Genomic DNA, 22,032 nt, shown 5'->3' on the forward strand with positions numbered 1-22,032 from the left:
TCTTGAACAGTTGAAGGAATATGCGGCCATGAGCGGACGGGTTGAGAAGCGGCTGGCGGAACTCGGGATCGTCATTCCCGAAGCGGGATCGCCGCGCGCCAATTACGTGCCCTTCGTCAATTACAACGGCCTCGTCTTCATCTCGGGGCAGGGCCCGCGCCGCGACGGCGCGCTGGTCTATGCCGGCAAGGTGGGCGCCGAGCGCACGCCGGAAGAAGCCTATGAGGCGGCCAGGATTTGCGCCATCAACCTCATCGCCCATCTCAAGGTCGCCTGCGATGGCGATCTCGACCGGGTGCAGCAGGTGGTGCGCCTCGCCGGCATCGTCAATTGCGTGCCGGAGTTCGACGCCCATCCGCAGGTGATCAACGGCGCTTCCGATCTCATCTGCGCGGTGTTCGGCGATGCCGGCCGGCACGCCCGCATCGCCACCGGCACCTCCTCGCTGCCGAGCCAGATGACGGTGGAGATCGAGGGCTGTTTCGGCATCGCGCCGGCCTGACCTGATCCACGCCGCGCGGGGCCCCCGCGCGGCGTTTCCTTTTCGATCTGCTTCCTGCGCGGGCTCCGTGCGCCGCGCAAACGGTTCCGCATGCGCCTATCCCGAAGGGGTGGCGAACCTCAATCAACAAAAACCGACTTCCAGACCAGAGGGATACACATGAACCGCAGGGAACTTCTTCTCGCCGCAGCCGCCATGCCGATCGCCGTCGCGGCCGGCAGCCGGGCCACCTTCGCGCAGGACGCGCAGGAGGTCGCCATCGGCGTGCTCTATTCCATGTCCGGTCCCAGCGCGCAGGTGGGCGTGGACGCGGTGCGCGCCATCGAGACGGCGGCCGAAATCGTCAACGGAACCTTTGATTTCGACCTGCCCACCGCCAGGAATGCCGGCCTGAAGGGCCTCGGCAACGCCAAGGTGCGCCTCGTGACCGCCGACCATCAGGCCGACCCGCAGAAGGGCCGTGCCGAGGCCGAGCGCCTGATCACGCAGGAGAAGGTGGTCGCCATCATCGGCTGCTACCAGTCGGCGGTGTCCGCCACGGTGAGCGGCGTGTGCGAGCGCTACGGCATTCCCTTCCTGTGCGCGGACAGTTCCTCGCCCAGCCTCCAGCATCGCAAGATGAAGTTCTTCTTCCGCCCGGCGGCGCAGGACGAGATGTTCTCGGCCGCCATGTTCGACTTCTTCGATGCGGAGAAGAAGAAGGGCAAGAAGGTCGACACGCTGGCGCTGTTCTTCGAGGACACCATCTTCGGCGTGGACTCGTCCACCGTGCAGCGCCGCCTTGCCAATGAGCGCGGCTACAAGCTGGTGGCGGACATCAAGTACCGTTCCAACACGCCTTCGCTCTCGGCCGAGGTGCAGCAGATCCGCGCCGCCAATCCGGACGTGGTGATGCCCTCCACCTACACCACGGATGCCATCAACCTCGTCAAGACCATGGGCGAGCTGGGCTACAAGCCGAAGAACATCGTGGCGCAGGCCTCCGGCTTCTCCGAGCAGGTGACGTATGACGCGGTGGGCGACAGACTGGTGGGCGCCATCTCCCGCGCCAGCTTCTCGCTGGATCTGGCCGCCAAGCGTCCGTTCATCAAGACCGTGAACGACATGTACAAGGCTCGCTCCACCCGCGACCTCAACGACAATTCCTCGCGCGAGCTGATGGGCTTCCTGGTGCTGGCTGATGCCATCGACCGGGCCGGCTCGAAGGAGGGCGAGAAGATCCGCGCGGCGCTGGCCGCCACCGACATTCCGGGCGAGCGCACCATCATGCCGTGGGCGCGGGTGCGCTTCAACGAGGAGGGCCAGAACCCCGACGCCAGCCCGGTGCTGCTGCAATATGTGGGCGGCAAGTTCGTGACCATCTTCCCGGAGAATGTCGCCATCGCCGAGCCGATCTGGCCGATGAATCCGTGATCAGGGATTAAAAGTGGGCATTGCCCCCTGCGCGACGCATCCCCTCTCCCGCTTGCGGGGGAGGGCCAGGGAGGGGGCAGGGCGCGACATCAGAGACAAGCCGAAGGTGTGAGGGAGGCGTTTGGATGGACGGCATCCGCCCGCCATGCCCCCGCACCCGGCTTCACTTCTGCGCAGGCGACCGCCGGTTCCCTCTTGGTCGGATTGCTGATCGCAGCGGCGCGGGTTGATCCCGCGCCGTTCTTTTTGGGGGGATGGTCCGTGAATCAACAAGCCATGTATGCAGCAAAGCATCGTCATGGCCGGACTTGATCCGGCCATCCACGTCGGGCCGACAGTGGCGACCTCCGAAGGCTGATCCGAGCGGTGCCACGTGGATCCCCGGATCAAGTCCGGGGATGACGAATAGAGGGCGAACGCAAGCCCCCGGAGCGGCCGCCAAATCTACCCCCTCGCTTCGGAAGAGGGGCTAGGCCGCAAGCGTTTAGCTCGCCAGCGGCGTCACCATGGGGTTCTCAGCCAGCGGCAGGTCGTTGAGGTGGCAGGCGGACCAGTGATCGCCGGGGGCGATCTTCAGCTCCGGCTCCTCTACCCGGCAGCGCTCAAAAGCGTGCGGGCAGCGGGTGTGGAAGCGGCAGCCCTTGGGCGGGTTCACCGGGCTCGGCACGTCGCCCTTCAGGATAATGCGCTCGCGCTGGGCGCCGGGCTCCGGCAGCGGCACCGCTGAGAGCAAAGCGCGCGTATAGGGATGGCGCGGGGCGGCGAACAGTTCGCGCTTGGGGGCCACCTCCACCAGTTTGCCCAGATACATCACCGCCACGCGGTGCGTCATGTGCTCCACGATGGCAAGGTCGTGGCTGATGAACAGCAGCGCCAACCCCAGCTCGCGCTGGAGATCCTGCAGCAGGTTGACGATCTGCGCCTTCACCGACACGTCGAGCGCGGAGACCGCCTCGTCGCAGACGATGAGTTCCGGCTCGGCGGCAAGCGCGCGGGCGATGCAGATGCGCTGGCGCTGGCCGCCGGAGAACTGGTGCGGCAGGCGTTTGACCGCCTCACGCGGCAGGCCCACCAGATCCATCAGCTTGTTCACCCGCTCATCCACCTCGGCGGAGGATCTGGCGAGGCCGAAATTGCGGATGGGCTCGGCGAGGATGTCGCGCACCTTCATGCGCGGGTTCAGGCTGGAGAAGGGGTCCTGAAACACCACCTGCACCCGGCGGCGGAAGGTTTGCAACGTGTCCTTGGAGGCATCGTCCATGCGCTGGCCGTCCAGCACCACCTGTCCGGAGGTGATGTCGAACAGGCGCAGCACGGCGCGACCCACCGTGGACTTGCCGCAGCCGCTCTCGCCCACGAGGGAGAGGGTCTCGCCGCGGGCCACTTCGAACGACACGCCGTCCACCGCATAGACATAGGACGGCTTGCCGCCGAACAGGCCGCCGGCGATGCGATAGTGCTTCTTCAGATCGTTGACTTCGAGCAGGGGGCGCGTCATGCGGCAACCGCCTCCTTCAGTGCGTAATGGCAGGCGGCGACATGGCGCGGCGCCTTCATTTCCAGCGCCGGAGCCCAGGTCCGGCACACGTCGGTGGCGATGGCGCAGCGGCCGGCGAACACGCAGCCCTGAATGGGCTTCGTCAGGCTCGGCACCTGTCCGGGGATCTCCGCAAGGCGGGTGCTTTCGCCCGAGAGCGAGGAGCCGAGCTTGGGCACCGCGCCCAGCAGGCCCTGCGTGTAGGGATGGCGCGGGTTGGAGAAGAGTTCGCGCACCGGCGCCTCCTCCACCTTGCGGCCGGCGTACATGACCATGACGCGCTCGGCCACTTCCGCCACCACGCCCAGATCATGGGTGATGAGCACGATGGCCGCGCCCACCCGGTGCTTGAGATCCCGCATCAGGTCGAGGATCTGCGCCTGGATGGTCACGTCGAGCGCCGTGGTGGGCTCGTCCGCGATCAGGAGCTTGGGATTGCAGGCGAGCGCGATGGCGATCATCACGCGCTGGCGCATGCCGCCGGAGAGCTGGTGCGGATATTCCTTCACCCGCCGCTCGGGGGCGGGGATGCCCACGAGGGTGAGCATCTCCACAGCCTTGGCTTCGGCGGCGGCCGCGTCCAGCCCCTGATGCAGCCGCAGGGTCTCGCCGATCTGGCGGCCCACGGTGAGCACCGGGTTGAGGCTGGTCATGGGCTCCTGGAAGATCATGGAGATGTCGTTGCCACGGATGGCCCGCATCTCCTTGTCCGAGAGCTTGAGGAGGTCGCGGCCGGCAAAGCGCACCTGTCCTGCAATCTTGCCCGGCGGCTCTGGGATGAGCCGCAGCATGGACATGGAGGTGACGGATTTTCCGCAGCCGCTTTCGCCCACGATGGCCAGCGTCTCGCCTTCTTCCACATGGAAGGAGACCCCGTCCACCGCGCGGTTGACGCCCACGGGGGTGCGGAAATGCACCTGCAGATTTTCGACTTCGAGCAGGGCCATGATCAGTGTCCCTTCGAGGCGCGCGGGTCCAGCATGTCGCGCAGGCCGTCGCCGAGCAGGTTCACGGCAAGGACGGTCACGGACAGGAAGGCGGCGGGGAAAAAGACGATGAAGGGCTTCACCTGCCAGAGCGCGCGGCCCTCGGCCATGATGTTGCCCCAGGACGGGATGTTGGGCGGCGTGCCGGCGCCGATGAAGGACAGGATGGCCTCCACGATCATCGCGCTGCCGCAGATGTAGGTGGCCTGCACGGTCATGGGGGCGAGCGTGTTGGGCAGGATGTGGCGCAGGATGATCATGGGCGTGCGCGTGCCCGCCGCGATCGCCCCGTCCACGTATGGCTGTTCACGAAGAGACAGCACCACGCCGCGCACGAGGCGGGCCACGCGCGGGATCTCCGCCACGGTGATGGCGAGGATGACGTTGCCCACGCTGCCGCGCGTGATCGCCATCAGCGCCACCGCCAGCAGGATGGGCGGGATGGACATGAGGCTGTCCATGGCCCGCATCACGAGGCCATCCAGCCAGCGGACGTAGCCGGCGATGAGGCCGATGGCCAGCCCGCCGATGGAGGCGAAGATGGCCACGCAGAAGCCAACCGTGAGCGAGACGCGGGTGCCGTAGAGCACGCGCGAATAGAGGTCACGGCCGAGCATGTCGGTGCCGAACCAGTAGAGTTCGGAGGGCACGCGGTTGCGGCGGGAGGGCGAGATGGCGGTGGGGTCCACGGTGCCGAGATAGCCCGCGAACACCGCGACGAAGATCAGCACCAGCAGCAGGAAGCCGCCGATGGCGATGGTGGGATAGCGGCGCAGGAAGCCGACGAACCCGGTGCGCGGCTTCACCTTTTTCAGGATGTCCGGCAAGGGCGTGGCAATGGCCAGCCCCGGGGGCGGGGTGCGATGGTCTGAGGCGAGGGTCAATAGCGGATCCTCGGATCAAGGAAGGTGTAGAGGATGTCGATGAGAAGGTTCACCAGCACGTAGATGAAGCTGAACAGCAGCACGACGCCCTGGATCACCGGATAGTCGCGGCGCAGGATGGCATCCACCGTGAGGCGGCCGAGGCCGGGAATGGCGAACACGCTTTCCGTCACCACGGCGCCGCCGATCAGCAGCGCGATGCCGATGCCGATGACGGTGACGATGGGCACGGCGGCGTTCTTCAGCGCGTGCAGGAACAGCACGGAGCGCTGGCCGAGGCCCTTGGCCTTGGCGGTGCGCACATAGTCCTGCGCCAGCACTTCCAGCATGGAGGCGCGGGTGATGCGGGCAATCAGCGCGATATAGACGCAGCCCAGCGACAGCGCCGGCAGCACGAGGTTGGAGATCCACGGCCCGAGGCCGTCGGTGATGGGCGTGTAGCCCTGCACCGGGAACCAGTCGAGCCGGAGCGCGAACACATAGGCCAGCATGTAGCCGATGACGAACACCGGCACCGAGAAGCCGAAGACGGCGAAGGTCATGATCGAGCGATCAACCCAGGTGCCCACCTTCCACGCCGCCACCACGCCCATGGGCACGGAGACGACGATGGCGAACACCAGCGTCAGCGCCATCAGGGAGAGGGTGGGCTCCACGCGCTGGCCGATCATCTGGGTGACGGGCAGACTGGTGAAGATGGAGGTGCCGAGATCGGCATGCAGCGTGCGCCACGCCCACTCGCCGAACTGGACGAGGAAGGGCCGGTTCAGCCCGAGGCTTTCGCGGATGCGCTCGATGTCCGCAGGGGATGCCTGATCGCCGGCAATGAGCGCCGCCGGATCGCCGGGGGCGACGAACAGCAGGCTGAACACGAAAAGTCCGACCATCGCCATGACCGGGATGGTGGAGAGTATGCGTCGCAGAATATATCCGAGCATGCAGTCCCTTAGAGCGTCGCACCGATGTCCGTTGGCCGGCGCGATCAGGCGAGCCTGATCGCGCCGATCTCTGTCACGCGAACCGGGTCATGCGGACCCGGTCACGCCGACGTGGTCACGCCGATTTGGCGACGCCCCAGAAGGTGGGGATCGGGCCCTGGGTCACGCCCGTGACCTTCTTGTTCCAGGCCGTGTAGGAGAGGAAGAAGCCGGTGGGCGCGTAGGTGACGTTCTCGATCGCCGCCTTGTTGAGGCGACCGATGGCGGCCTTCTCTTCTTCCAGATTGGCGGCCTCGAACCAGGACACCACTTCCTTCTCCACTTCCGGGCTCTCCGGCCAGCCGAACCACGCCTTGTCGCCATTGGCGCGGATGGCGGGATAGGCGGCGGGATTGGTGCAGTCCGAGCCCGCGTGCCAGGTGTGGAACATGCTCCAGCCGCCCTGCGTCGGCGGGGTCTTCAGGGCGCGGCGGGAGCCCACCGAGCCCCAGTCGGTCGCCACGAAATCCACGTTCATGCCGAGCTTCTTGAGCAGGTCAACGGTCACATCGCCCTGCGCCTTGGTGATGGGCTGGTCCTGCGCCACCACGCACACCACGGGCTCGCCCTTGTAGCCGCTTTCGGCCAGCAGCTTCTTGGCGGCGTCGAGCTTGCGCGGGCCCTTCAGCACCTCGCCGCCCACTTCGGTGTAGAGCGGGGTGCCGGGCGTGAAGAAGCCGGGCAGGGGCTTCCACAGGCTCTCGTCGTCGCCCACCAGAGCGCGCATGTAGTCCTCCTGGGAGAGGGCCATGAGCACCGCCTGGCGCACCTTCGGATTGTTGAAGGGCGGCTGGATGTGGTTCATGCGGAAGGAGCCGACGTTGCCGAGCGGATCGCCGATGTCCACGTTGAGGTTCTTGTTCTGCTTGAGCAGCGGAACAAGATCGGAGAGCGGCTGTTCCCACCAGTCCACTTCGCCGTTCTGGAGCGCGGCGGCGGCGGTGGCCGGATCGGGCATCACCACCCATTCGATGCGGTCCACCAGCATCTTCTTGCCGCCGGCGAGCCAGGAGGCGGCTTCCGAACGGGGCTGATAGTCGGCGAAGCGCTCGAACACCGCCTTGGCGCCGGGCACCCACTGGTCCTTCAGGAACTTGGTGGGGCCGGAGCCCACATATTCGGTGATCTGCTTGAACGGATCGGTCTGGGCGATGCGCTCGGGCATGATGAAGGCGATGGGGGCGTTGGTCTTGCCCAGCGCCAGCTTCATCTTCGGGAAGGGCTTGGCGAGCACCCACTTGAAGGTGCTGTCGTCAACCGCGGTCAGCTCCTTCTGGATGCCCTTGATCATGATGCCCATGGGATCGCGGGCGGACCAGCGGGTGAGGCTGGCCACCACGTCCTTGGCCAGCACCTTCTCGCCGTCATGGAATTTCAGGCCGGGCCGCAGCTTGAAGGTCCAGGTCAGGCCGTCGGCGGAGACCTCCTCGCTTTCCACCATCTGGCGCTGTGGGGTGCCGGCGGCGTCGAGGCCGTAGAGCGTGTCCCACACCAGAACGGAGGCGTTGCGCACCACATATTGGGTGCCCCAGATGGGATCGAAATTGGCGAGGTTCGCCTGCGGGACGAAGCGCAGCGTCTTGGCCGCGCCCTGCGCAAGGGCGGGCATGGCAAGGCTACCGCTCATGGCGGCCATGGAGCCGGCACCCGCAACGCCCTTCAGAAATGTCCTGCGGTCCATACTATTCCCCTCGTTTGCCTGATCTTTGATCAGTTACGGCCTCATCGCCCTGTTCTTTGGCGTATTGCCCGCCCATGCATGCCGGACGGGATGGAAGGTTTTTAAAAAGCGCCTGTAACCGGACAGGGCAACGCAAATGCCATGCCATTCAATCGGGTGATGGAGCGCGGCTGCCCGCCGCGCCCGTCACGGTATGGTGAAGGCTCGGAGCCTGATCCGATCAGGTTGAATCAACCTGATCGGTGAATCAGCCTCCAGCGCTCAGACCGCCTGCTTCTTGAAACGGCTGGAGCGCTTGGGGTGCCACCACTTGCCGGCGATCACCACGCCCTCGGAGAAGATCTTGCGATCGCCGATCAGGTGCTCGCCTGTCGTATCCACATAGTCGAACTTGCCCTGGCGCACGGAGAGCAGGGTGGCGTCGCCCACGCTGCCGGGCTTCAGCGAGCCCAGTTCCGGCCGCTTCAGCGCCATGGCCGCGTTCACGGTCGAGCGCTCGATCACTTCGGCCAGCGGCATGCCCAGCATGAGGAATTTCGACATGGTCGTGACCTGATCGAAGGCCGGGCCCTCGATGCAGATGGAGTGCACGTCGGAGGAGATGGTGTCCGGCGGGAAGCCGTTGGCCAGCATGGCGCGCGCGGTCTTGAAGGCGAACGAGCCCTTGCCGTGGCCGATGTCGAAGATGACGCCGCGCTTGCGGGCATCCCACACCGCCGGCTTCACCGTGCCCTGCACGGTGGCGGGCGAGTTGGGGAAGGGGCGGAAGCAGTGGGTGAGCACGTCGCCGGGGCGCAGCATGTCCAGCACCTCCTCATAGCTCGGCGGCGGATGGTCGATATGCGCCATCAGCGGCATGCCGGTCTCTTCCGCCACCTGCAGGGCGATGTTGAGCGGCGCGATGCCGGAGGTGCCCGAGGCATGGGCGCCCACGCGCACCTTGATGCCCACGATGACGTCGCGGTTGGCCTCGGCCACCTTCACCGCGTCGATGGGGTTCATGAGGCGCATTTCCTCAGACTCGCCCACCATGATGCGGTTGGAGAACGCATAGATGCCGGCGTGGGAGACGTGCAGATAGGCGAGGATGCGCACCTGGCTCGGCTCGATGACATGCTTGCGGAAGCCGGCGAAATTGCCCGGCCCGGCGCTGCCCGTATCCACCGCCGTGGTGACGCCGGACATCTTGCAGAACTCCTCGGCGTCGATGCCGATGGAGGTGCCGCCCCAATAGACATGGGTGTGCAGGTCGATGAGGCCGGGCGAGACGATATAGCCGGAGACATCGCGCACATCGGTGGTGGGGCTGGCCTTCAGGTTCTTGCCAACCTTGGCCACCTTGCCGTCGCTGAAGGCGACATCGCAGACGCCGTCGAGTTTCTGCGAGGGGTCAATCACATGACCGCCGCGCAGGATGAGATCAAAAGCCATTTTTGCGCATCTCCGAACGAGACCTTGAAGGTTCTGAAAATGAATGAGAGGGCCGGGCCTATGCCCGGCGCCTCACGCAAGCGCGCTCATTCCGGCGCGGCTCACTCAGGTGCGATCGCACCGGTACGCTCCACGATCAGCCGATACTGATCCGGCTGGCGGTGCTTGGCGAAGTTGAAGATGCCGTCCTTGTAGGCGCGGCCCATGTCGAGGTCGCAGCGCGCCACCACCAGTTCGTCATCCTGGGTGATGGCCTGCGCCACGATCTGCCCCGAGGGGGCGACGATGGAGGAGGCGCCGATCATCTCGCAGCCTTCTTCCACGCCGCATTTGGCGGTGCCGATGACCCACGTGCCGTTCTGATAGGCGCCGGCCTGCATGGAGAGCTGGTTGTGGAACTCGGACAGCCGGTCGTGCTCGGGGGCGGGCGGGTTGTGGCGCGGCGTGTTGTAGCCGAGCAGCACCATCTCCACGCCTTGCAGGCCCATCACGCGATAGGTCTCGGGCCAGCGGCGATCGTTGCAGATGGCCATGCCCATCACCCCGCCCATGGTGCGCACCACGGGCCAGTTGAGGTTGCCGATCTCGAAATAGCGCTTCTCCAGATGCTGGAAGGCGCGCCACGGCTCGTCCTCGGCATGGCCGGGCAGATGGATCTTGCGGTATTTCAGGACGATCTTGCCGTCCTTGTCTACGAGGATGGACGTATTGAAGCGGCGCAGGCGGCCGTCTTCCTCCACCAGTTCCGCATAGCCGAAGCAGAAACCGATCTTCAGCGCGCGGGCGAGATCGAACAGCGGCTGGGTGTCGGCCGAGGGCATCTGCGCCTCGAAGAAGGCGTCCACCTGCGCCTGATCTTCCATGTACCAGCGCGGGAAGAAGGTGGTGAGCGCCAGCTCAGGAAACACGACGAGGTCGCATCCCTGCTCGCCGGCCTGCGTGAGGAGGGCGCACATGCGCTTGATGACCGCCGGGCGGCCGTCCACGCGCTGGATGGGGCCGAGCTGGGCCGCCGCAACCGTCAGGATGCGTGACACGGGCTTGTCCCAGAGAGTGATGCCAACCGCATACGCCGTACCTCCGTCAAGGAGGCTCCCGACTGGAGCCGGGATGGAGGTCAGCAAGTCCCGTGCCAAAATTCCGTTTGTGTGCCGATGGTATTCCAGATGAGCAGCAAGCTATTTATCGACGGTACCGGACCGCCGTTGCGCGCGATTTTGATGCATTCCAGACGGGCAGATGACCATAAACGGGGCGGTTGCCGGGTTTAGGTGGGGGCCGTGCCGATTGGGCAAGGCGCCTGCGGCATCACGGATTGGCGGACTGCGCGCTCACGCACTCCGCTTGAGCGATGCCTGCGCCACGAGGGCTTCCAGATTGGCGGCCAGCAGCTCCGCGCTGTCGCGGAAGGCGGGGAGCTTCGGGGCCACCTCGGCGGCAAGGCCCGCCGCGCGCTCCGCGCCCAGCGCCGTTTCCAGGCTTGCCCTGTATTCGGGGATGAGGCCCCAGTCGGCGACCGTCGAGGGCGTGATCTCCATGTGATACTGGAAGCCCCACGCCTGCCGTCCGATCCGCATGGCCTGTATGGGGCAGGCGGCATTGGCCGCGAGCACCACACCGCCCTCCGGCAGGCGGCTGACTTCCGCGCCGTGCCATTGCAGCGTCTCCACCATGGCCGGGAAGCCGGCCAGCAGGGGATCGGCGTGGCCCGCGTCGGTCAGTTCGATGGTGGCGAGGCCCACTTCCGGCCGCTGCATCAGCTCCACCGTGCCGCCGAGCGCATCCGCCAGCAGCTGGTGGCCGAGGCAGATGCCGAGGTAGGGGCGGTTCAGCTCGCGCACCCAGCGCCGGATGGCGGCCTTCTCGGGGATCAGCCAGGGGTGCTGTTCCTCCTGCCACACGTCCATGGGGCCGCCCATGACGGCCAGCAGGTCGAAGCCTTCCAGCGGCGGGATCGGTTCGCCGGCATCCAGTTCCACGGGCAGCCACTGGTGGCCGCTGGCATCCCAGAGATCACGGAAGACGCCGGGATGTTCGACGTCGAGATGCTGGAAGACCAGAATGCGCATGATGCCCTCGGCTCGTGAATCGGCAGGCGGCCGAAGTCTCGCCGAAAGTCTCGCCGATGGGAATTGCCGACGGCGGATTCAGAACGTGATCTTCACCGAAGCTGCGCTGCGCTTTGCCTCACCATGGAACACGGCTTCGATATTGTTGCCGTCCGGATCCACCAGGAAGGCGGCGTAATAGCCGGGGTGGTAGGGCCGTTCGCCGGGCGCGCCATTGTCCCGGCCGCCGGCAGCAAGGCCCGCCGCGTGGAAGGCCTCCACCATCGCCCGATCCGCCGCCTGAAAGGCGAGGTGGTGGCGGCCGGTGAGCTGGCCCTGCGCCGCCTCGCTGTCGGCTGAGGAGATGAACAGCTCGTCCGCCCAGAAATAGGTGTCGCCGCTGCCGCCGATGGGGATGCCCAGCACGCCGAACACTGCCTCGTAGAAGCGGCGGCTGGCGGGCAGGTCGGCCACCACCAGCTGGAGATGGTCGATGAGGCGTCCGCGATGAAGTTCGCTGGCTTCCATGTCTGTCTCCTTGGGGCCTGCCGGCCGCAGCGGCGGGGCAGGGGATTCGGTGCAGGGATATGGGGTCGAAGGGCCCCCTGTCTCAACCCGATACCCATGGCGCGCGTTCCGTGCGGGCTACCGCGTGAAGGCGTGCCGAATGGCAGGGTTTTACCCCCTGCCAAGCTTGCTTTTTCGCATGCGCTCGCGCACGAATGGTCAGCAACATTTCAGCGCCGGCGCCGATCGTACATGAGTCAAAACGCCCCGACGTTCCGCCACACCGATCCCGATCAGCTCGACCTCATGGTGCGGGTCGCCTCTCCCATGGGGTGGCTGGTGCTGGCCGTGTTCCTGTGCGCGGTGTTCAGCGGCCTTGCGTGGTCGGTGCTGGCCTCGGCGCCGCTCAAGGTGGCGGGCAATGGCGTGCTGCAGGGCAGCGGCGGCGTCATCGTGGTGTCGGCCCCCGCCACCGCGCCGGTGGCCGGCGTGGCGGTGAAGGTGGGCGACACCGTGCAGGCGGGCGCCGTGGTCGCCACCCTCATAGATCCGGTGCTGGATGCGCGGGCCGATACGCTGCGTGCGCGCCTCGCCCAGTTGCAGGCCGATCAGGCCAAGCTCGTCGCCTTCCAGGCCCGGGAGCGCGAGGTGCGCACCCGCGCCGACGCGCAGCGCCGCGAAGGACTGGAGCGCACCGCCCAGCAGGCCCGCGAGCGCGAGGCCAATCTCGGGCAGGTGCTGCTGAACCAGCGCGATCTTCTGGGACGGGGCCTTGCCACCCGCGACCGGGTGCTGCTCACCGAGAACGACCGAGAACTGGCCCGTCGCGACGTGGCCGATGCGCTCAATGCGATCAACGCCCTCGCCGTGGAAGCCGATGAGCGGGCGATCAAGGCCGAGCGCGAGGCGCTGGAGGCCGAGGCGAAGGTCAACCAGTCCCGGCAGGAGCTGGCCGAGGTGGAAGCCGAGCGCGATGCCCGCATGCTGGTGCGCGCGCCAGCCGCCGGCCGGGTGATCGAACTGGCGGTCTCGCCCGGCGACCGGGTGAGCGCGGGCGGCGGCCTGATGCGCCTCGTGCCCGATGGCCGCACGGCGCAGGACGATCTGGTGGGCATCCTCTATGTCTCGCCCGCCGACGGCAAGCGCGTGCGGCCCGGCATGGCGGTGCAGGTGGTGCCCTCCACCGCGCGGGTGGAGCGGGACGGCTTCATCTATGCCACCGTCATGCAGGTGTCCGAGACCCCGGCCACACGCGAGGCGGTGTTGCAGACCATCCGCAACGATGCCTTCGTCACCAGCTTGATGAACAACGGTGCGCCTTTCGAGGTGCGCCTTGCGCTGAAGCGCGATCCGGCCTCGGTGAGCGGCTATGACTGGTCCTCGGCGCTGGGCGACACGCGGCCGGTGGAAGCGGGCACGGTGATCAAGGGCAGCGTGGTGGTGGAGCGGGTGCGCATCCTCGCCCTCGTGCTGCCCGCCTTCGACAATCTGATGCACAGCCTCGGGCTGGATCCGTGAACCAGCAGACGTCCATCGAGGCCAAGGGAAGCACGCGCAAGGGCGGCCTGAAGCACACCCCAACCGTGTTCCAGATGGAGGCGGTGGAGTGCGGCGCCGCCGCGCTGGCCATGGTGCTGGCCCATCACGGTTTGTGGGTGCCGCTGCCGGAACTGCGCGAGGTCTGCGGCGTGTCGCGTGACGGCAGCCGCGCTTCCAATCTGGTGCGCGCCGCCCGGCGCTACGGCTTCACCGCGCAGGGCTTCCGCTGCGAGCCGAAGCATCTGGAAGACACGGTGCTGCCGGCCATCGTCTTCATCAACATGAACCACTACGCCGTGCTCGAAGGCGTGCGCGGCAGGAAGGTCTATCTCAACGATCCCGCCGCCGGCCGCCGGGTGCTGACTGCGGAGGAGTTCGACGCCATCTTCTCCGGCATCGTGCTGACCTTCGAGCCCGGCCCGGAGTTCCGGCCCGGCGGCATCAAGCCGGATACGTGGCGCGACCTCACCCGCCTCATGGAGGGCGCGCGCGGTGCCTTCGCGCTGGCGATGTTCGCCGGCCTCGCGCTTATCCTGCCGGGGCTGGTGGTGCCGGCGGCAACGCAGGTCTTCGTCGATTATTATCTGGTGGAAGGGCAGACCGACTGGGCCTGGCCGCTGATCGGCGTGATGCTCGCGACCGCGGTGATCCAGTGGGGCCTCACCGCGCTCCAGACCACCGTTCTGGTGCGGCTTGAGACGCGCATCGCCATTCTGGCGGCCGGGCGCATGGTGTGGCGCATGCTGCGCCTGCCGGTGCGCTTCTTCAGTCAGCGCCACGCCGGCACCATGGCGAGCCGGGTGACGCTGGCGCGGCAGCTGGGCATGCATGCGGGCACGCAATCGCTGGGGGCGGTGCTGGCAGCGGGAAGCTGCGTCTTCTTCGCTGCCATCATGTGCCTCTACAGCGTGCTGCTGGCGGCCATCACCATCGGCGCCGCAGCGCTTATGCTGGGGCTGTTCGCCCTCGTGCAGGGGCGGCTTGAGGAGCGGGCGCGCAAGGTGGGCATCACCGCCGTGAAGACCCACGGCCGTGCCATCCAGGGCATCAACATGGTGGAGACGCTGAAGGCCAGCGGCGCCGACGATGCCTTCTTCGCCCAATGGTCCGGCTATCTCGCGCTGCTGGTGCGCGAGCGGCAGGCGGCCGGGCGCATCGAGGCGCTGCTCGGCGCGCTGCCCGACAGCCTCATGCTGGCCAATCGCGGCGTCGTGCTGGCTGTGTCCGCCTGGCTGGTGATGCAGGGCCGCATGTCGGTGGGCGAACTGGCCGCCTTCCAGACGCTGATCGGCGTCTTCTCGGGCCAGCTTTCGGCCTTCGTATTGCAGGTCACGGCGCTGAAGCAGGTGCGCGGCGCGCTCGACCAGATGACCGACGTGGCCACCACCGACATGGCCTGGGAATTCGAGACCGCTCCCTCCGGCGCCACCGTGGCCGCCACCCCGGCCAGCGCCACGGGCCGGGTGCGCAAGCTCTCGGGGCGTGCGGGCACGGACAAACTGGACTTCGGCTACAACCCGCAGAGCGAGCCGGTGGTCAAAGCCTTCGATCTCGACCTGATGCCGGGCGCGCGCATCGCGCTGGTTGGGGCCTCGGGTTCTGGAAAATCCACCATCGGCCGCCTCGTGGCGGGCCTGTTCGATCCCATCGGCGGGCAGGTGCTGCTGGACGGCCAGCCGATCCGCGATGTGCCGCGCGAGGTGATGCGCAATTCCCTCGCCGTGGTGGATCAGGACATCCTGCTGTTCGACGGCACGGTGCGTGACAACATCACGCTCTGGGACGAGTCCATGCCGGAGAGCCGCATCGTGCGGGCCTGCAAGGACGCCATGATCCATGACGACATCGTTGCCCGCGTGGGCGGCTATGCCGGGCGGGTGGAGGAGGGCGGGCGCAACTGGTCCGGCGGTCAGCGCCAGCGCCTCGAAATCGCCCGTGCGCTGGTGGCGGAGCCGAGCCTGCTTGTGCTGGACGAGGCCACCAGCGCGCTCGACCCCGCCGTCGAGAAGGCGCTGATGGACAACATCCGCCGGCGCGGCTGCACCTGCCTCATCATCGCCCACCGCCTCTCCACCATCCGGGACTGCGACGAGATCATCGTCATGGAGGCGGGAAAGGTGATCGAGCGCGGGCGACATGAGGAACTGATGGCGCTCGCCGGTACCTATCGCGGGCTGGTGGAATCATGAGCGCTCCCGTCTCCGCATCGGATGCGCCGCTGCTTGTCACCGGCTCCCACCCGCTGAAGCTGGATGATCCGGCGCTCTGCTATCGCGTGCTCTCGGGCGATGTGCAGGTCTTCCTCGTGGAAGTGCTGGACGACGGCCGCGCGGGTACCCGCCAGCATCTGTTTGAGGCCGGCCCGGGCGATCTGCTGTTCGGGCTCGACACGCAGACGAGCTTTCCGCCGGTGATGTTCCTCGCGGCGGGCACCCCGGACACGCAGGTGGTGGCGGTGCCGCGCCCGGACTTCTCCTCCTCGGGCGATGTGGAAGGCGTGCCGGCTCTGGAGGCGGTGGACCGCTGGCTCGTCGCCATGTCCCGCGCCATCGCGCGGCAGATCGTGCCCCGTCCGCGCCTCGATCTGCCGCTGGCGAGCGGCGAGAGCGTGACGTTGGCCCACGAAGCCAAGGTGACGGCGGCCCATGGGGTGGCATGGTGTGCCACCTCGGCGGACGGCCTGTTCGTGGATCTGGAGCATGCGGGCGCGGATGGCCTGCCGGTGCCCCTGACGCCGGACAGCTGGCTGTCGCTTCCCGCCGACGTGACGGCGGACGCGAGCGCCACCGCCGACCTTGCGGCTTCGGGTATGCTCTCCGCCGCCCTCGACCGCTTCCACGCCATCGCCATCGACGTTCTGCCCATGGCTTTGCGCCTGACGGCGGTGGACGAGCTGAACCGCCTGCGTGAGCGCGGCGCGCGCAACCGCCGGGCCAGCGATCTCGCCTTCGGCAGTCTTGGCGCCGTGCTCGGCAGCAGCGCGCCGCGCGGAACGCCGCCCACCTCCGACCAGCCGCTGGTGCTGGCGCTGGCCCATCTCGGGCTGGATATCGGCTTCGAGGTGCGCCTGCCCACCCGGCGGGCGGACCATGAGCGCCCCTTCGATCTCGACACGCTGACCCGTCTCAGCCGCGTGCGCACCCGCCGCGTGCGGCTGGAGCCGGGCTGGTGGAAGACCGATTCCGGCCCCTTCCTGCTGCTCCGCGCCGCCCCGCTGACCCCGCTCGCCCTCATCTATCGGGGGCGGCAGGGCTATGCGGTGTTCGACCCGGCCGAGCGCGTGGAGCGCCGCCTTGCGCCCGAGGAGGCCGCAGGGCTGGCGGGCGATGCGGTGGCCCTCTATGCGGCTTTGCCCGACCGCGCGCTGACGCTGAAGGACATCGGCCTGCGCGTGCTCAAGGCCCGCGCCCGCGACATCGCCGCCATGGGCGGCGGCACGCTGCTGGCCGGCGTGCTCGCCATGGGCGTGCCGGTGGCCATGAGCTATCTGCTCGAATCCGTCATTCCCGACAACAATCTGCTGAAGGTGGCGCAGGTGGCGCTGGCGCTGGTGGTGCTGGCGGCCATGACGCTGCTGCTGCGCCTCTCGCTCCAGCTCACCATGCTGCGCATCGAGGGGCTGGAGGGCAGCCGCCTGCAGGCGGCGGTGATGGACCGCATGCTACGCCTGCCCACCAGTTTCTTCCGGGGCTTCACCACCGGTGATCTCGGCACGCGCGTGATGGCCGTGGCGCGGCTGGAGCAGGCGCTCACCGCCTCCATGGTCAGCAGCATCACAACGGGCGCCATCGCTCTGGTGTCCTATGCCGTCATGCTCGCCTACAGCTGGCGGCTGGGGCTGGTGGCCATTGCGCTCACCATTCTGCTGGCGGGGCTGACGCTGGCGCTGGGCCTGCTCAGCGTGCGCCATGAGCGCACCGCCATCGGGGCCGAGGCGCGCATGTCCGGCCTGACGCTGGAACTGGCGGCGGGCATCACCAAGCTGCGCCTCGCCGCTGCCGAGGACCGGGCCTTCTTCCGCTGGGCACGGCTCTATGCCACCACCAGCCGGGCGCAATATGAGGCCGACCGTGCGCAAGGGCTGCTCACCACGCTGAGCACCGGCTTTCCGCTGTTCGCGCTCACCGTCCTGTTCGCCGTCTGCGTCTATGGCGATCTGGCCGATGGCATCGGGCTCGGCCTGCTGGTGGCCTTCGTCACCGCCTTCTCGTCGGCGCTGGAGGGCCTGCGGACTCTGGCGGCGACGGCGGTGCAGATGGCCACCCTCGGCCCCATCGTGGAGCATGCCCGGCCCATTCTGGAGACTCTGCCGGAAGCGGATGCGGAAAAGTCCGATCCCGGCGAGCTGTCGGGGGCAATCGAGCTGTCGCGCGTCACCTTCCAGTATCAGCCGGACGCGCCGCGCATCTTCTCCGATCTCACCATTTCCATCCGGCCGGGCGAGTTCGTGGCCTTCGTCGGCCCCTCGGGCACGGGCAAGTCCACGCTGTTCCGCCTGCTGCTGGGTTTCGAGAAGCCGGCCTCGGGCGTGGTGCTCTATGACGGCGTGGACCTTGCCGGGCTCGACGTGCAGGCGGTGCGCCGCCAGTGCGGCGTGGTGCTCCAGAACGGCAAGCTGATGCCGGGCTCGCTGATGGAGAACATCCTCGGCAGCGCCCCGCAACTGGGCGAGGCGGCGGCCTGGGAGGCCGCCGGGCAGGTGGCGCTGGAGGAGGATATCCGCCGCATGCCCATGGGCATGCACACGGTGGTGACGGACGGCGGCTCGAACCTCTCCGGCGGGCAGGTGCAGCGGCTGCTGCTGGCCCGCGCACTGGTGGGCAAGCCGCGCATCATGATGCTGGACGAGGCCACCAGCGCCCTCGACAACCGCACGCAGGCGGCGGTGACTTCGAGCCTCAACCGCATCGCCGGCACCCGGCTCGTGATCGCCCACCGCCTGAGCACGGTGGAGCGGGCGGATCGCATCATCGTGCTCAACAACGGGCAGGTGGCGGAAGAGGGCAGCTATGACGCGCTGATGGCACGCAACGGCTTCTTCACCGCCTTCGCCCGCCGCCAGTTGGCCGAGTGAACTGCGCCGGCGCTCATCTGCGGGTGAGCCGGACGGCGGGTGCAAGCAGGCGGACGTTGCGGGGACGGGCCGGGGCGGTGTCTACTCAGGCGGCCCGGCGAGACGGGCAGGAGAGCTGTCCATGGCGTTCGAGTGCACCGTTCCCGCCGTTCCGACCGTACTGCATGATGACGATGCGTCCCGCATCACCCGCTGGGATTTCGCGCCCGGCGCCGTGACCGGCTGGCACAGCCATGGCTGGCCCTATTTCGTGGTGATGATCACCGACGGCATCATGCGCGTGCACAACGGCACCAGCGTGAGCGACACGGTGCGCAAGGCGGGCGACAGCTACCGGCGCCCCGAGGGCGTGGAGCATGACGTGATGAACGCCTCCGACGCGCCCATGGCCTTCGTGGAAATCGAGATCAAGAAGCCGGATGCGCTCTGACTTCGCCTGAGGGCTGTCAGGTCTTCAGCACCTTGCGCAGCGAAGCCTCGATCTGGCCGCCGCAATAGGTTTCGCCGAAGCGCGCCTTGCTGTCCGCGAACTGCGCCGCCAGCGCGGGCAGTGCGCTCACCCGCCGGGCGAGGGCGGCGGTGTGCGGCGCGGCCTCTTCCAGAAGAGGTGCGATGGGCGGCAGGCGGTCGGTCATGGTGGACCACAGCGTGGCAGTCACGATGTCCGCGATCCCCGGCTTGCGGCCGCCCAGCAGGAAGCCCTTGTTCGCCTTGAGCCCATGGCGGCGGCCGGTGTCTTCCCACAAGCCCATCCAGTGCTGCAGGCGGGGAATGAAATCCTGCCAGGATTTTTCCGTCCACATCTGCCGTCCGCCATCCAGCGTGAGCTCGTCGATCACGTCGTTGGCGTCGTTGACCACTTTCAGGCTCATGGCGCGCAGGGCGGACGAGCGGGGCAACAGGCGCAGTGTCTCGCCGAGATAGAGGACGATGGCCGGCATCTGGGCGAGGGCGACGTCACGGCTCCTGTCCACCAGCACCGGCGGGCCGGTGAAGGGCACGGGCTGGCGCGCCGTGGCCCCGCTCATGAGATCGGAAATCGCGTCGGCATCGGGCTCGTCCCAGGTCTTGCCGGCAAAGGCCAGCAGCGCGCGCACGAACTCGCCGCGAAAGGGGACCGGCCAGTAATAGAGCGTGTAGTCCGCCATGCGCCTCTCCTGCGAAAGCCGCTCCCGCTCCCCCGCTCGGGCCGGGCCGGGCCGAGCCGAGCCGGGGAGAGGGCGCCGTGGGGCCGTCGGGCTCAGTGCTTGTCGGTTTCTTCCGCCTCCCGGGCCTCGCGCAGCGCGCGCAGGCGCGCGGTTTTTGCCGCGACGGCATCGGTTTCCTGCCGATAGCGCACCATGGCCGCGTCAACGGCTTCCTCGATGGTGCGGCGCTTCTGGGCGGCGGGCGACAGGGGCGCCATCTTCGTCATTGGCTTCCTTTCCGGGCGCAGCGCGAACGGCGCACCCATTTGGTCAACAGAAGCTTAACGTTGGAGGGCGGGTTCTGTTCCGTAAAAGAATCTGCGCCGTGGCGGCGCGCTTGTCGGTTGCGGGCAGGAACAAGGGAGAAAGAGCCAGCGTTAAAGCCAAGATTACAGGCCACAACTGGGAGATAAGACCATGGGCCTTCTCGTTCTCCTGATCGTCCTCATTCTGCTCTTTGGCGGCGGCGGCATGTTCTATGGCGGCGGACGCTACCGGAACCACGGGTTCGGGCTGGGCGGAATCCTGGTGATCCTGCTCATCGTCCTGCTGCTCACGGGCGGCATCGGCCACGGCCCGGTGCTTTAAAGCCATATGGCAGCGCTATTCCCGGCGCGTCCTCCCAATGGGGGATGCGTCGGGCCGGACTGCCAGGACGAGGCTCAGACCTCGACGCGCCGCTTGCGGGATTTCTCGCGGGCGGTTTCGGCGCGTTCGGCCTCAGCCTTCTCGCGGGCTTCGCGCAGGGCTTTCAGGCGCTCGATCTTGGCATGGGCGGCCTCGGCGTCGCGCTCCAGCGTGGAGACGGCGGGGGCAGCCGGAGCGCCGCCGAACACGGCTTCGGCGCGGGCCTTCAGGTCCTTCGGGTCGGCCAAGGGAGAAGCTCCGTAACGGGAAGATTATGCAATGCCCTGCGGTTAGCAGAGTCGCTGGTGTCTGGAAACCGGAGGTTGCCGGCGCGCGGGACCTGCGGGGTAACTTAAGGTTCCGCGACCTCCGGGGAGGCCGCACGGATGGTGGAAAAGATGTGCCGGATGGTCTGGTTTTCCGCCGCGCTGAGTGCGCCGTCGCTTTTCACCATATCCATCAGCAGCGGCAGGATGACGGCCAGTTCCCTGCCATCCTCCGCCAGCCGCTTCGACGCGGTGGTGGCCCCGTTCTGGCTGCCCTTCAGGGTCATAGCGGCATTGCGCAGGGCATCCAGCAGCACCTCATCCCGCGTCAGACCGAACGCGGCCAGCAGAGAGTGCGCATGGGCATCGAGGGCCTGCCGCTGGACGTCCTCCGGCACCTGCGCCCGCACGCCCACGAAGCGGATCAGCATATGGGCGTCCCGCGCCGCCGCGACCAACTCCCCGAGCGAGCGGGGCACGAAAGACGGGGCGATCGGTATGGACGAGCCTGTGCCCGGCCGAGCGGGCTTCTTCACCGTCCGGCGCGGATAGGGGCGCGGTGGGGCCGGCGGGGCAGACTTGAGATTGGTCGGGCGCGGCCAGGTCTCCGGCCAGTCCGGGATCGTGACCTTGTGCATGCGGAAATAGAGCTGCGCCGTCAGATAGGCGTCCTGGAAGGCGTCATGTTGCGCATCCTGCGTCCCCAGCTTGAAGCGGGTGAGGCAGGCGGACAGTTTGGCGGACGATCCCGGCCAGCGCGAGCGGGCTTCGGTCATGGTGCAGAAAGACGGCTTGTCGAGCGGCGTGCGCTCGGCCTTGCGCAATTCCCGCTCCACATAGCGCAGATCGAAGGCGGCATTGTGCATGACGAGACAGTCGGCCCACTGTAGCCATGCCTTCACTTCGTCGGCCTCGTCGGCGAACAGAGGCTGGAAGCGCAGCAGCCAGTCATCCAGCCCATGGACCTGAAACGCGCCGGGATCGCTGTCCTTGCGCGGGTCATAGATGCGGTAGATGTGGCCCGCATACGTGCCGTGATCGAACCGGATCGCGGCCAGAGCCACCATCTTGTCATAGGGCTGGATGCCGGTGGTCTCGGTGTCGAGCACGATGATGCGCCGGTTCGGCATGTCCGTTCCCCCTCAGGACGGAGCAAGGATGTGGCGGCAGGCCGCAGACTGTCCAGTCGCGGGAGGCGGCTCTTAAGGTCGCAGGGTAGGCGACGGAAGAGCCAGAGCCCGGACTTGCGTTCCGGGCATGCGTCGATCCAGCGATGTGGCGGAAAGGAAATGGTACAGCTGAGTGGGTTCGAACCACCGACCTCCGGTGCCACAAACCGGCGCTCTAACCAACTGAGCTACAGCTGCAAAGGC

At 67.5% G+C, this 22,032-nt stretch carries 20 protein-coding genes and 1 tRNA gene; 7 read left to right on the plus strand and 14 right to left on the minus strand.

The genetic code is table 11. The features are described 5' to 3' along the window. Nucleotides 1-28 precede the first annotated feature (28 nt). Both IEW24_RS08170 and IEW24_RS08175 read left to right on the plus strand, forming a co-directional pair. Complete coding sequence (locus tag IEW24_RS08170) at nt 29-502, plus strand: RidA family protein (RefSeq protein WP_188577039.1); 474 nt, start codon at nt 29-31, stop codon at nt 500-502. Between the two features lie 159 nt (nt 503-661). Next, entirely contained in the window at nt 662-1,915 is a 1,254-nt protein-coding gene (locus tag IEW24_RS08175) for an ABC transporter substrate-binding protein (RefSeq protein WP_188577042.1), read from the plus strand. A 484-nt stretch (nt 1,916-2,399) separates the two neighbouring features. Here IEW24_RS08175 and IEW24_RS08180 read toward each other — a convergent pair whose 3' ends face one another. The 9 genes from IEW24_RS08180 to IEW24_RS08220 all read right to left on the minus strand — a co-directional run bounded on the left by IEW24_RS08180 (nt 2,400) and on the right by IEW24_RS08220 (nt 11,987). Then, nucleotides 2,400-3,413 (minus strand): ABC transporter ATP-binding protein, encoded by a 1,014-nt coding sequence (locus IEW24_RS08180; RefSeq protein WP_188577044.1) that lies wholly within the window; start codon nt 3,411-3,413, stop codon nt 2,400-2,402. Further along, nucleotides 3,410-4,399 carry an ABC transporter ATP-binding protein gene (locus tag IEW24_RS08185; RefSeq protein ID WP_188577045.1) on the minus strand — a complete coding sequence of 330 codons (990 nt, stop codon included), beginning with the start codon at nt 4,397-4,399 and terminating at the stop codon, nt 3,410-3,412. The genes IEW24_RS08180 and IEW24_RS08185 overlap by 4 nt, the downstream gene beginning before the upstream one ends. A gap of 2 nt (nt 4,400-4,401) precedes the next feature. After that, nucleotides 4,402-5,322 (minus strand): ABC transporter permease, encoded by a 921-nt coding sequence (locus IEW24_RS08190; RefSeq protein WP_210324137.1) that lies wholly within the window; start codon nt 5,320-5,322, stop codon nt 4,402-4,404. Continuing rightward, a complete protein-coding gene (locus tag IEW24_RS08195; protein ID WP_188577048.1) occupies nt 5,319-6,260 on the minus strand; it encodes an ABC transporter permease in 942 nt (313 codons plus the stop codon). Before IEW24_RS08195 ends, IEW24_RS08190 begins: the two co-directional genes overlap by 4 nt. Nucleotides 6,261-6,375: 115 nt before the next feature. Beyond that, nucleotides 6,376-7,980, minus strand: coding sequence for an ABC transporter substrate-binding protein (locus tag IEW24_RS08200; protein WP_188577050.1), 1,605 nt, complete (start codon nt 7,978-7,980; stop codon nt 6,376-6,378). A gap of 261 nt (nt 7,981-8,241) precedes the next feature. Beyond that, nucleotides 8,242-9,411 carry an amidohydrolase/deacetylase family metallohydrolase gene (locus IEW24_RS08205; RefSeq protein ID WP_188577052.1) on the minus strand — a complete coding sequence of 390 codons (1,170 nt, stop codon included), beginning with the start codon at nt 9,409-9,411 and terminating at the stop codon, nt 8,242-8,244. 101 nt (nt 9,412-9,512) lie between these two features. Then, on the minus strand, nt 9,513-10,448 hold the full coding sequence (locus tag IEW24_RS08210) for an N-carbamoyl-D-amino-acid hydrolase (protein ID WP_188577054.1): 936 nt from the start codon (nt 10,446-10,448) through the stop codon (nt 9,513-9,515). 294 nt (nt 10,449-10,742) lie between these two features. Beyond that, entirely contained in the window at nt 10,743-11,480 is a 738-nt protein-coding gene (locus IEW24_RS08215; protein ID WP_188577056.1) for a type 1 glutamine amidotransferase, read from the minus strand. Between the two features lie 78 nt (nt 11,481-11,558). Continuing rightward, nucleotides 11,559-11,987 carry a VOC family protein gene (locus IEW24_RS08220; protein WP_188577058.1) on the minus strand — a complete coding sequence of 143 codons (429 nt, stop codon included), beginning with the start codon at nt 11,985-11,987 and terminating at the stop codon, nt 11,559-11,561. 231 nt (nt 11,988-12,218) lie between these two features. Between IEW24_RS08220 and IEW24_RS08225 the strand changes: the two genes are divergently transcribed. From IEW24_RS08225 to IEW24_RS08240, 4 genes are all read left to right on the plus strand, one after another. After that, a complete protein-coding gene (locus tag IEW24_RS08225) occupies nt 12,219-13,484 on the plus strand; it encodes an NHLP bacteriocin system secretion protein (protein WP_188577060.1) in 1,266 nt (421 codons plus the stop codon). After that, complete coding sequence (locus tag IEW24_RS08230) at nt 13,481-15,694, plus strand: NHLP family bacteriocin export ABC transporter peptidase/permease/ATPase subunit (RefSeq protein WP_210324138.1); 2,214 nt, start codon at nt 13,481-13,483, stop codon at nt 15,692-15,694. Before IEW24_RS08225 ends, IEW24_RS08230 begins: the two co-directional genes overlap by 4 nt. Continuing rightward, a complete protein-coding gene (locus IEW24_RS08235; protein WP_188577061.1) occupies nt 15,691-18,579 on the plus strand; it encodes an NHLP bacteriocin export ABC transporter permease/ATPase subunit in 2,889 nt (962 codons plus the stop codon). Before IEW24_RS08230 ends, IEW24_RS08235 begins: the two co-directional genes overlap by 4 nt. 121 nt (nt 18,580-18,700) lie before the next feature. Then, nucleotides 18,701-19,009 carry a cupin domain-containing protein gene (locus IEW24_RS08240; RefSeq protein ID WP_188577063.1) on the plus strand — a complete coding sequence of 103 codons (309 nt, stop codon included), beginning with the start codon at nt 18,701-18,703 and terminating at the stop codon, nt 19,007-19,009. A 16-nt stretch (nt 19,010-19,025) separates the two neighbouring features. On the opposite strand, the gene gst is transcribed toward IEW24_RS08240, so the two are convergent. Together gst and IEW24_RS08250 are read right to left on the minus strand one after the other, a co-directional pair. Then, complete coding sequence (gene gst / locus IEW24_RS08245; protein ID WP_188577065.1) at nt 19,026-19,727, minus strand: glutathione transferase, Atu5508 family; 702 nt, start codon at nt 19,725-19,727, stop codon at nt 19,026-19,028. A 92-nt stretch (nt 19,728-19,819) separates the two neighbouring features. Beyond that, the gene (locus IEW24_RS08250) at nt 19,820-20,032 is read right to left on the minus strand and encodes a hypothetical protein (RefSeq protein WP_188577067.1); all 213 of its coding nucleotides are present in this window, start codon (nt 20,030-20,032) and stop codon (nt 19,820-19,822) included. A gap of 151 nt (nt 20,033-20,183) precedes the next feature. On the opposite strand from IEW24_RS08250, the gene IEW24_RS08255 reads away from it, so the two are divergent. Beyond that, nucleotides 20,184-20,354, plus strand: coding sequence for a DUF3309 domain-containing protein (locus tag IEW24_RS08255; protein WP_188577069.1), 171 nt, complete (start codon nt 20,184-20,186; stop codon nt 20,352-20,354). A 74-nt stretch (nt 20,355-20,428) separates the two neighbouring features. Here the strand turns inward: IEW24_RS08255 and IEW24_RS08260 are convergent, their stop codons facing one another. The 3 genes from IEW24_RS08260 to IEW24_RS08270 form a co-directional block, all read right to left on the minus strand. Continuing rightward, a complete protein-coding gene (locus IEW24_RS08260) occupies nt 20,429-20,641 on the minus strand; it encodes a hypothetical protein (protein ID WP_188577071.1) in 213 nt (70 codons plus the stop codon). 104 nt (nt 20,642-20,745) lie between these two features. Further along, on the minus strand, nt 20,746-21,789 hold the full coding sequence (locus IEW24_RS08265; protein WP_188577073.1) for a 3'-5' exonuclease: 1,044 nt from the start codon (nt 21,787-21,789) through the stop codon (nt 20,746-20,748). Nucleotides 21,790-21,949: 160 nt separating this feature from the next. Continuing rightward, nucleotides 21,950-22,026: transfer RNA gene (locus IEW24_RS08270), tRNA-His, on the minus strand. Nucleotides 22,027-22,032 lie beyond the last annotated feature (6 nt).

The sequence above is a fragment of the Azorhizobium oxalatiphilum genome (genome assembly GCF_014635325.1).
GTDB classification, from domain to species: domain Bacteria; phylum Pseudomonadota; class Alphaproteobacteria; order Rhizobiales; family Xanthobacteraceae; genus Azorhizobium; species Azorhizobium oxalatiphilum.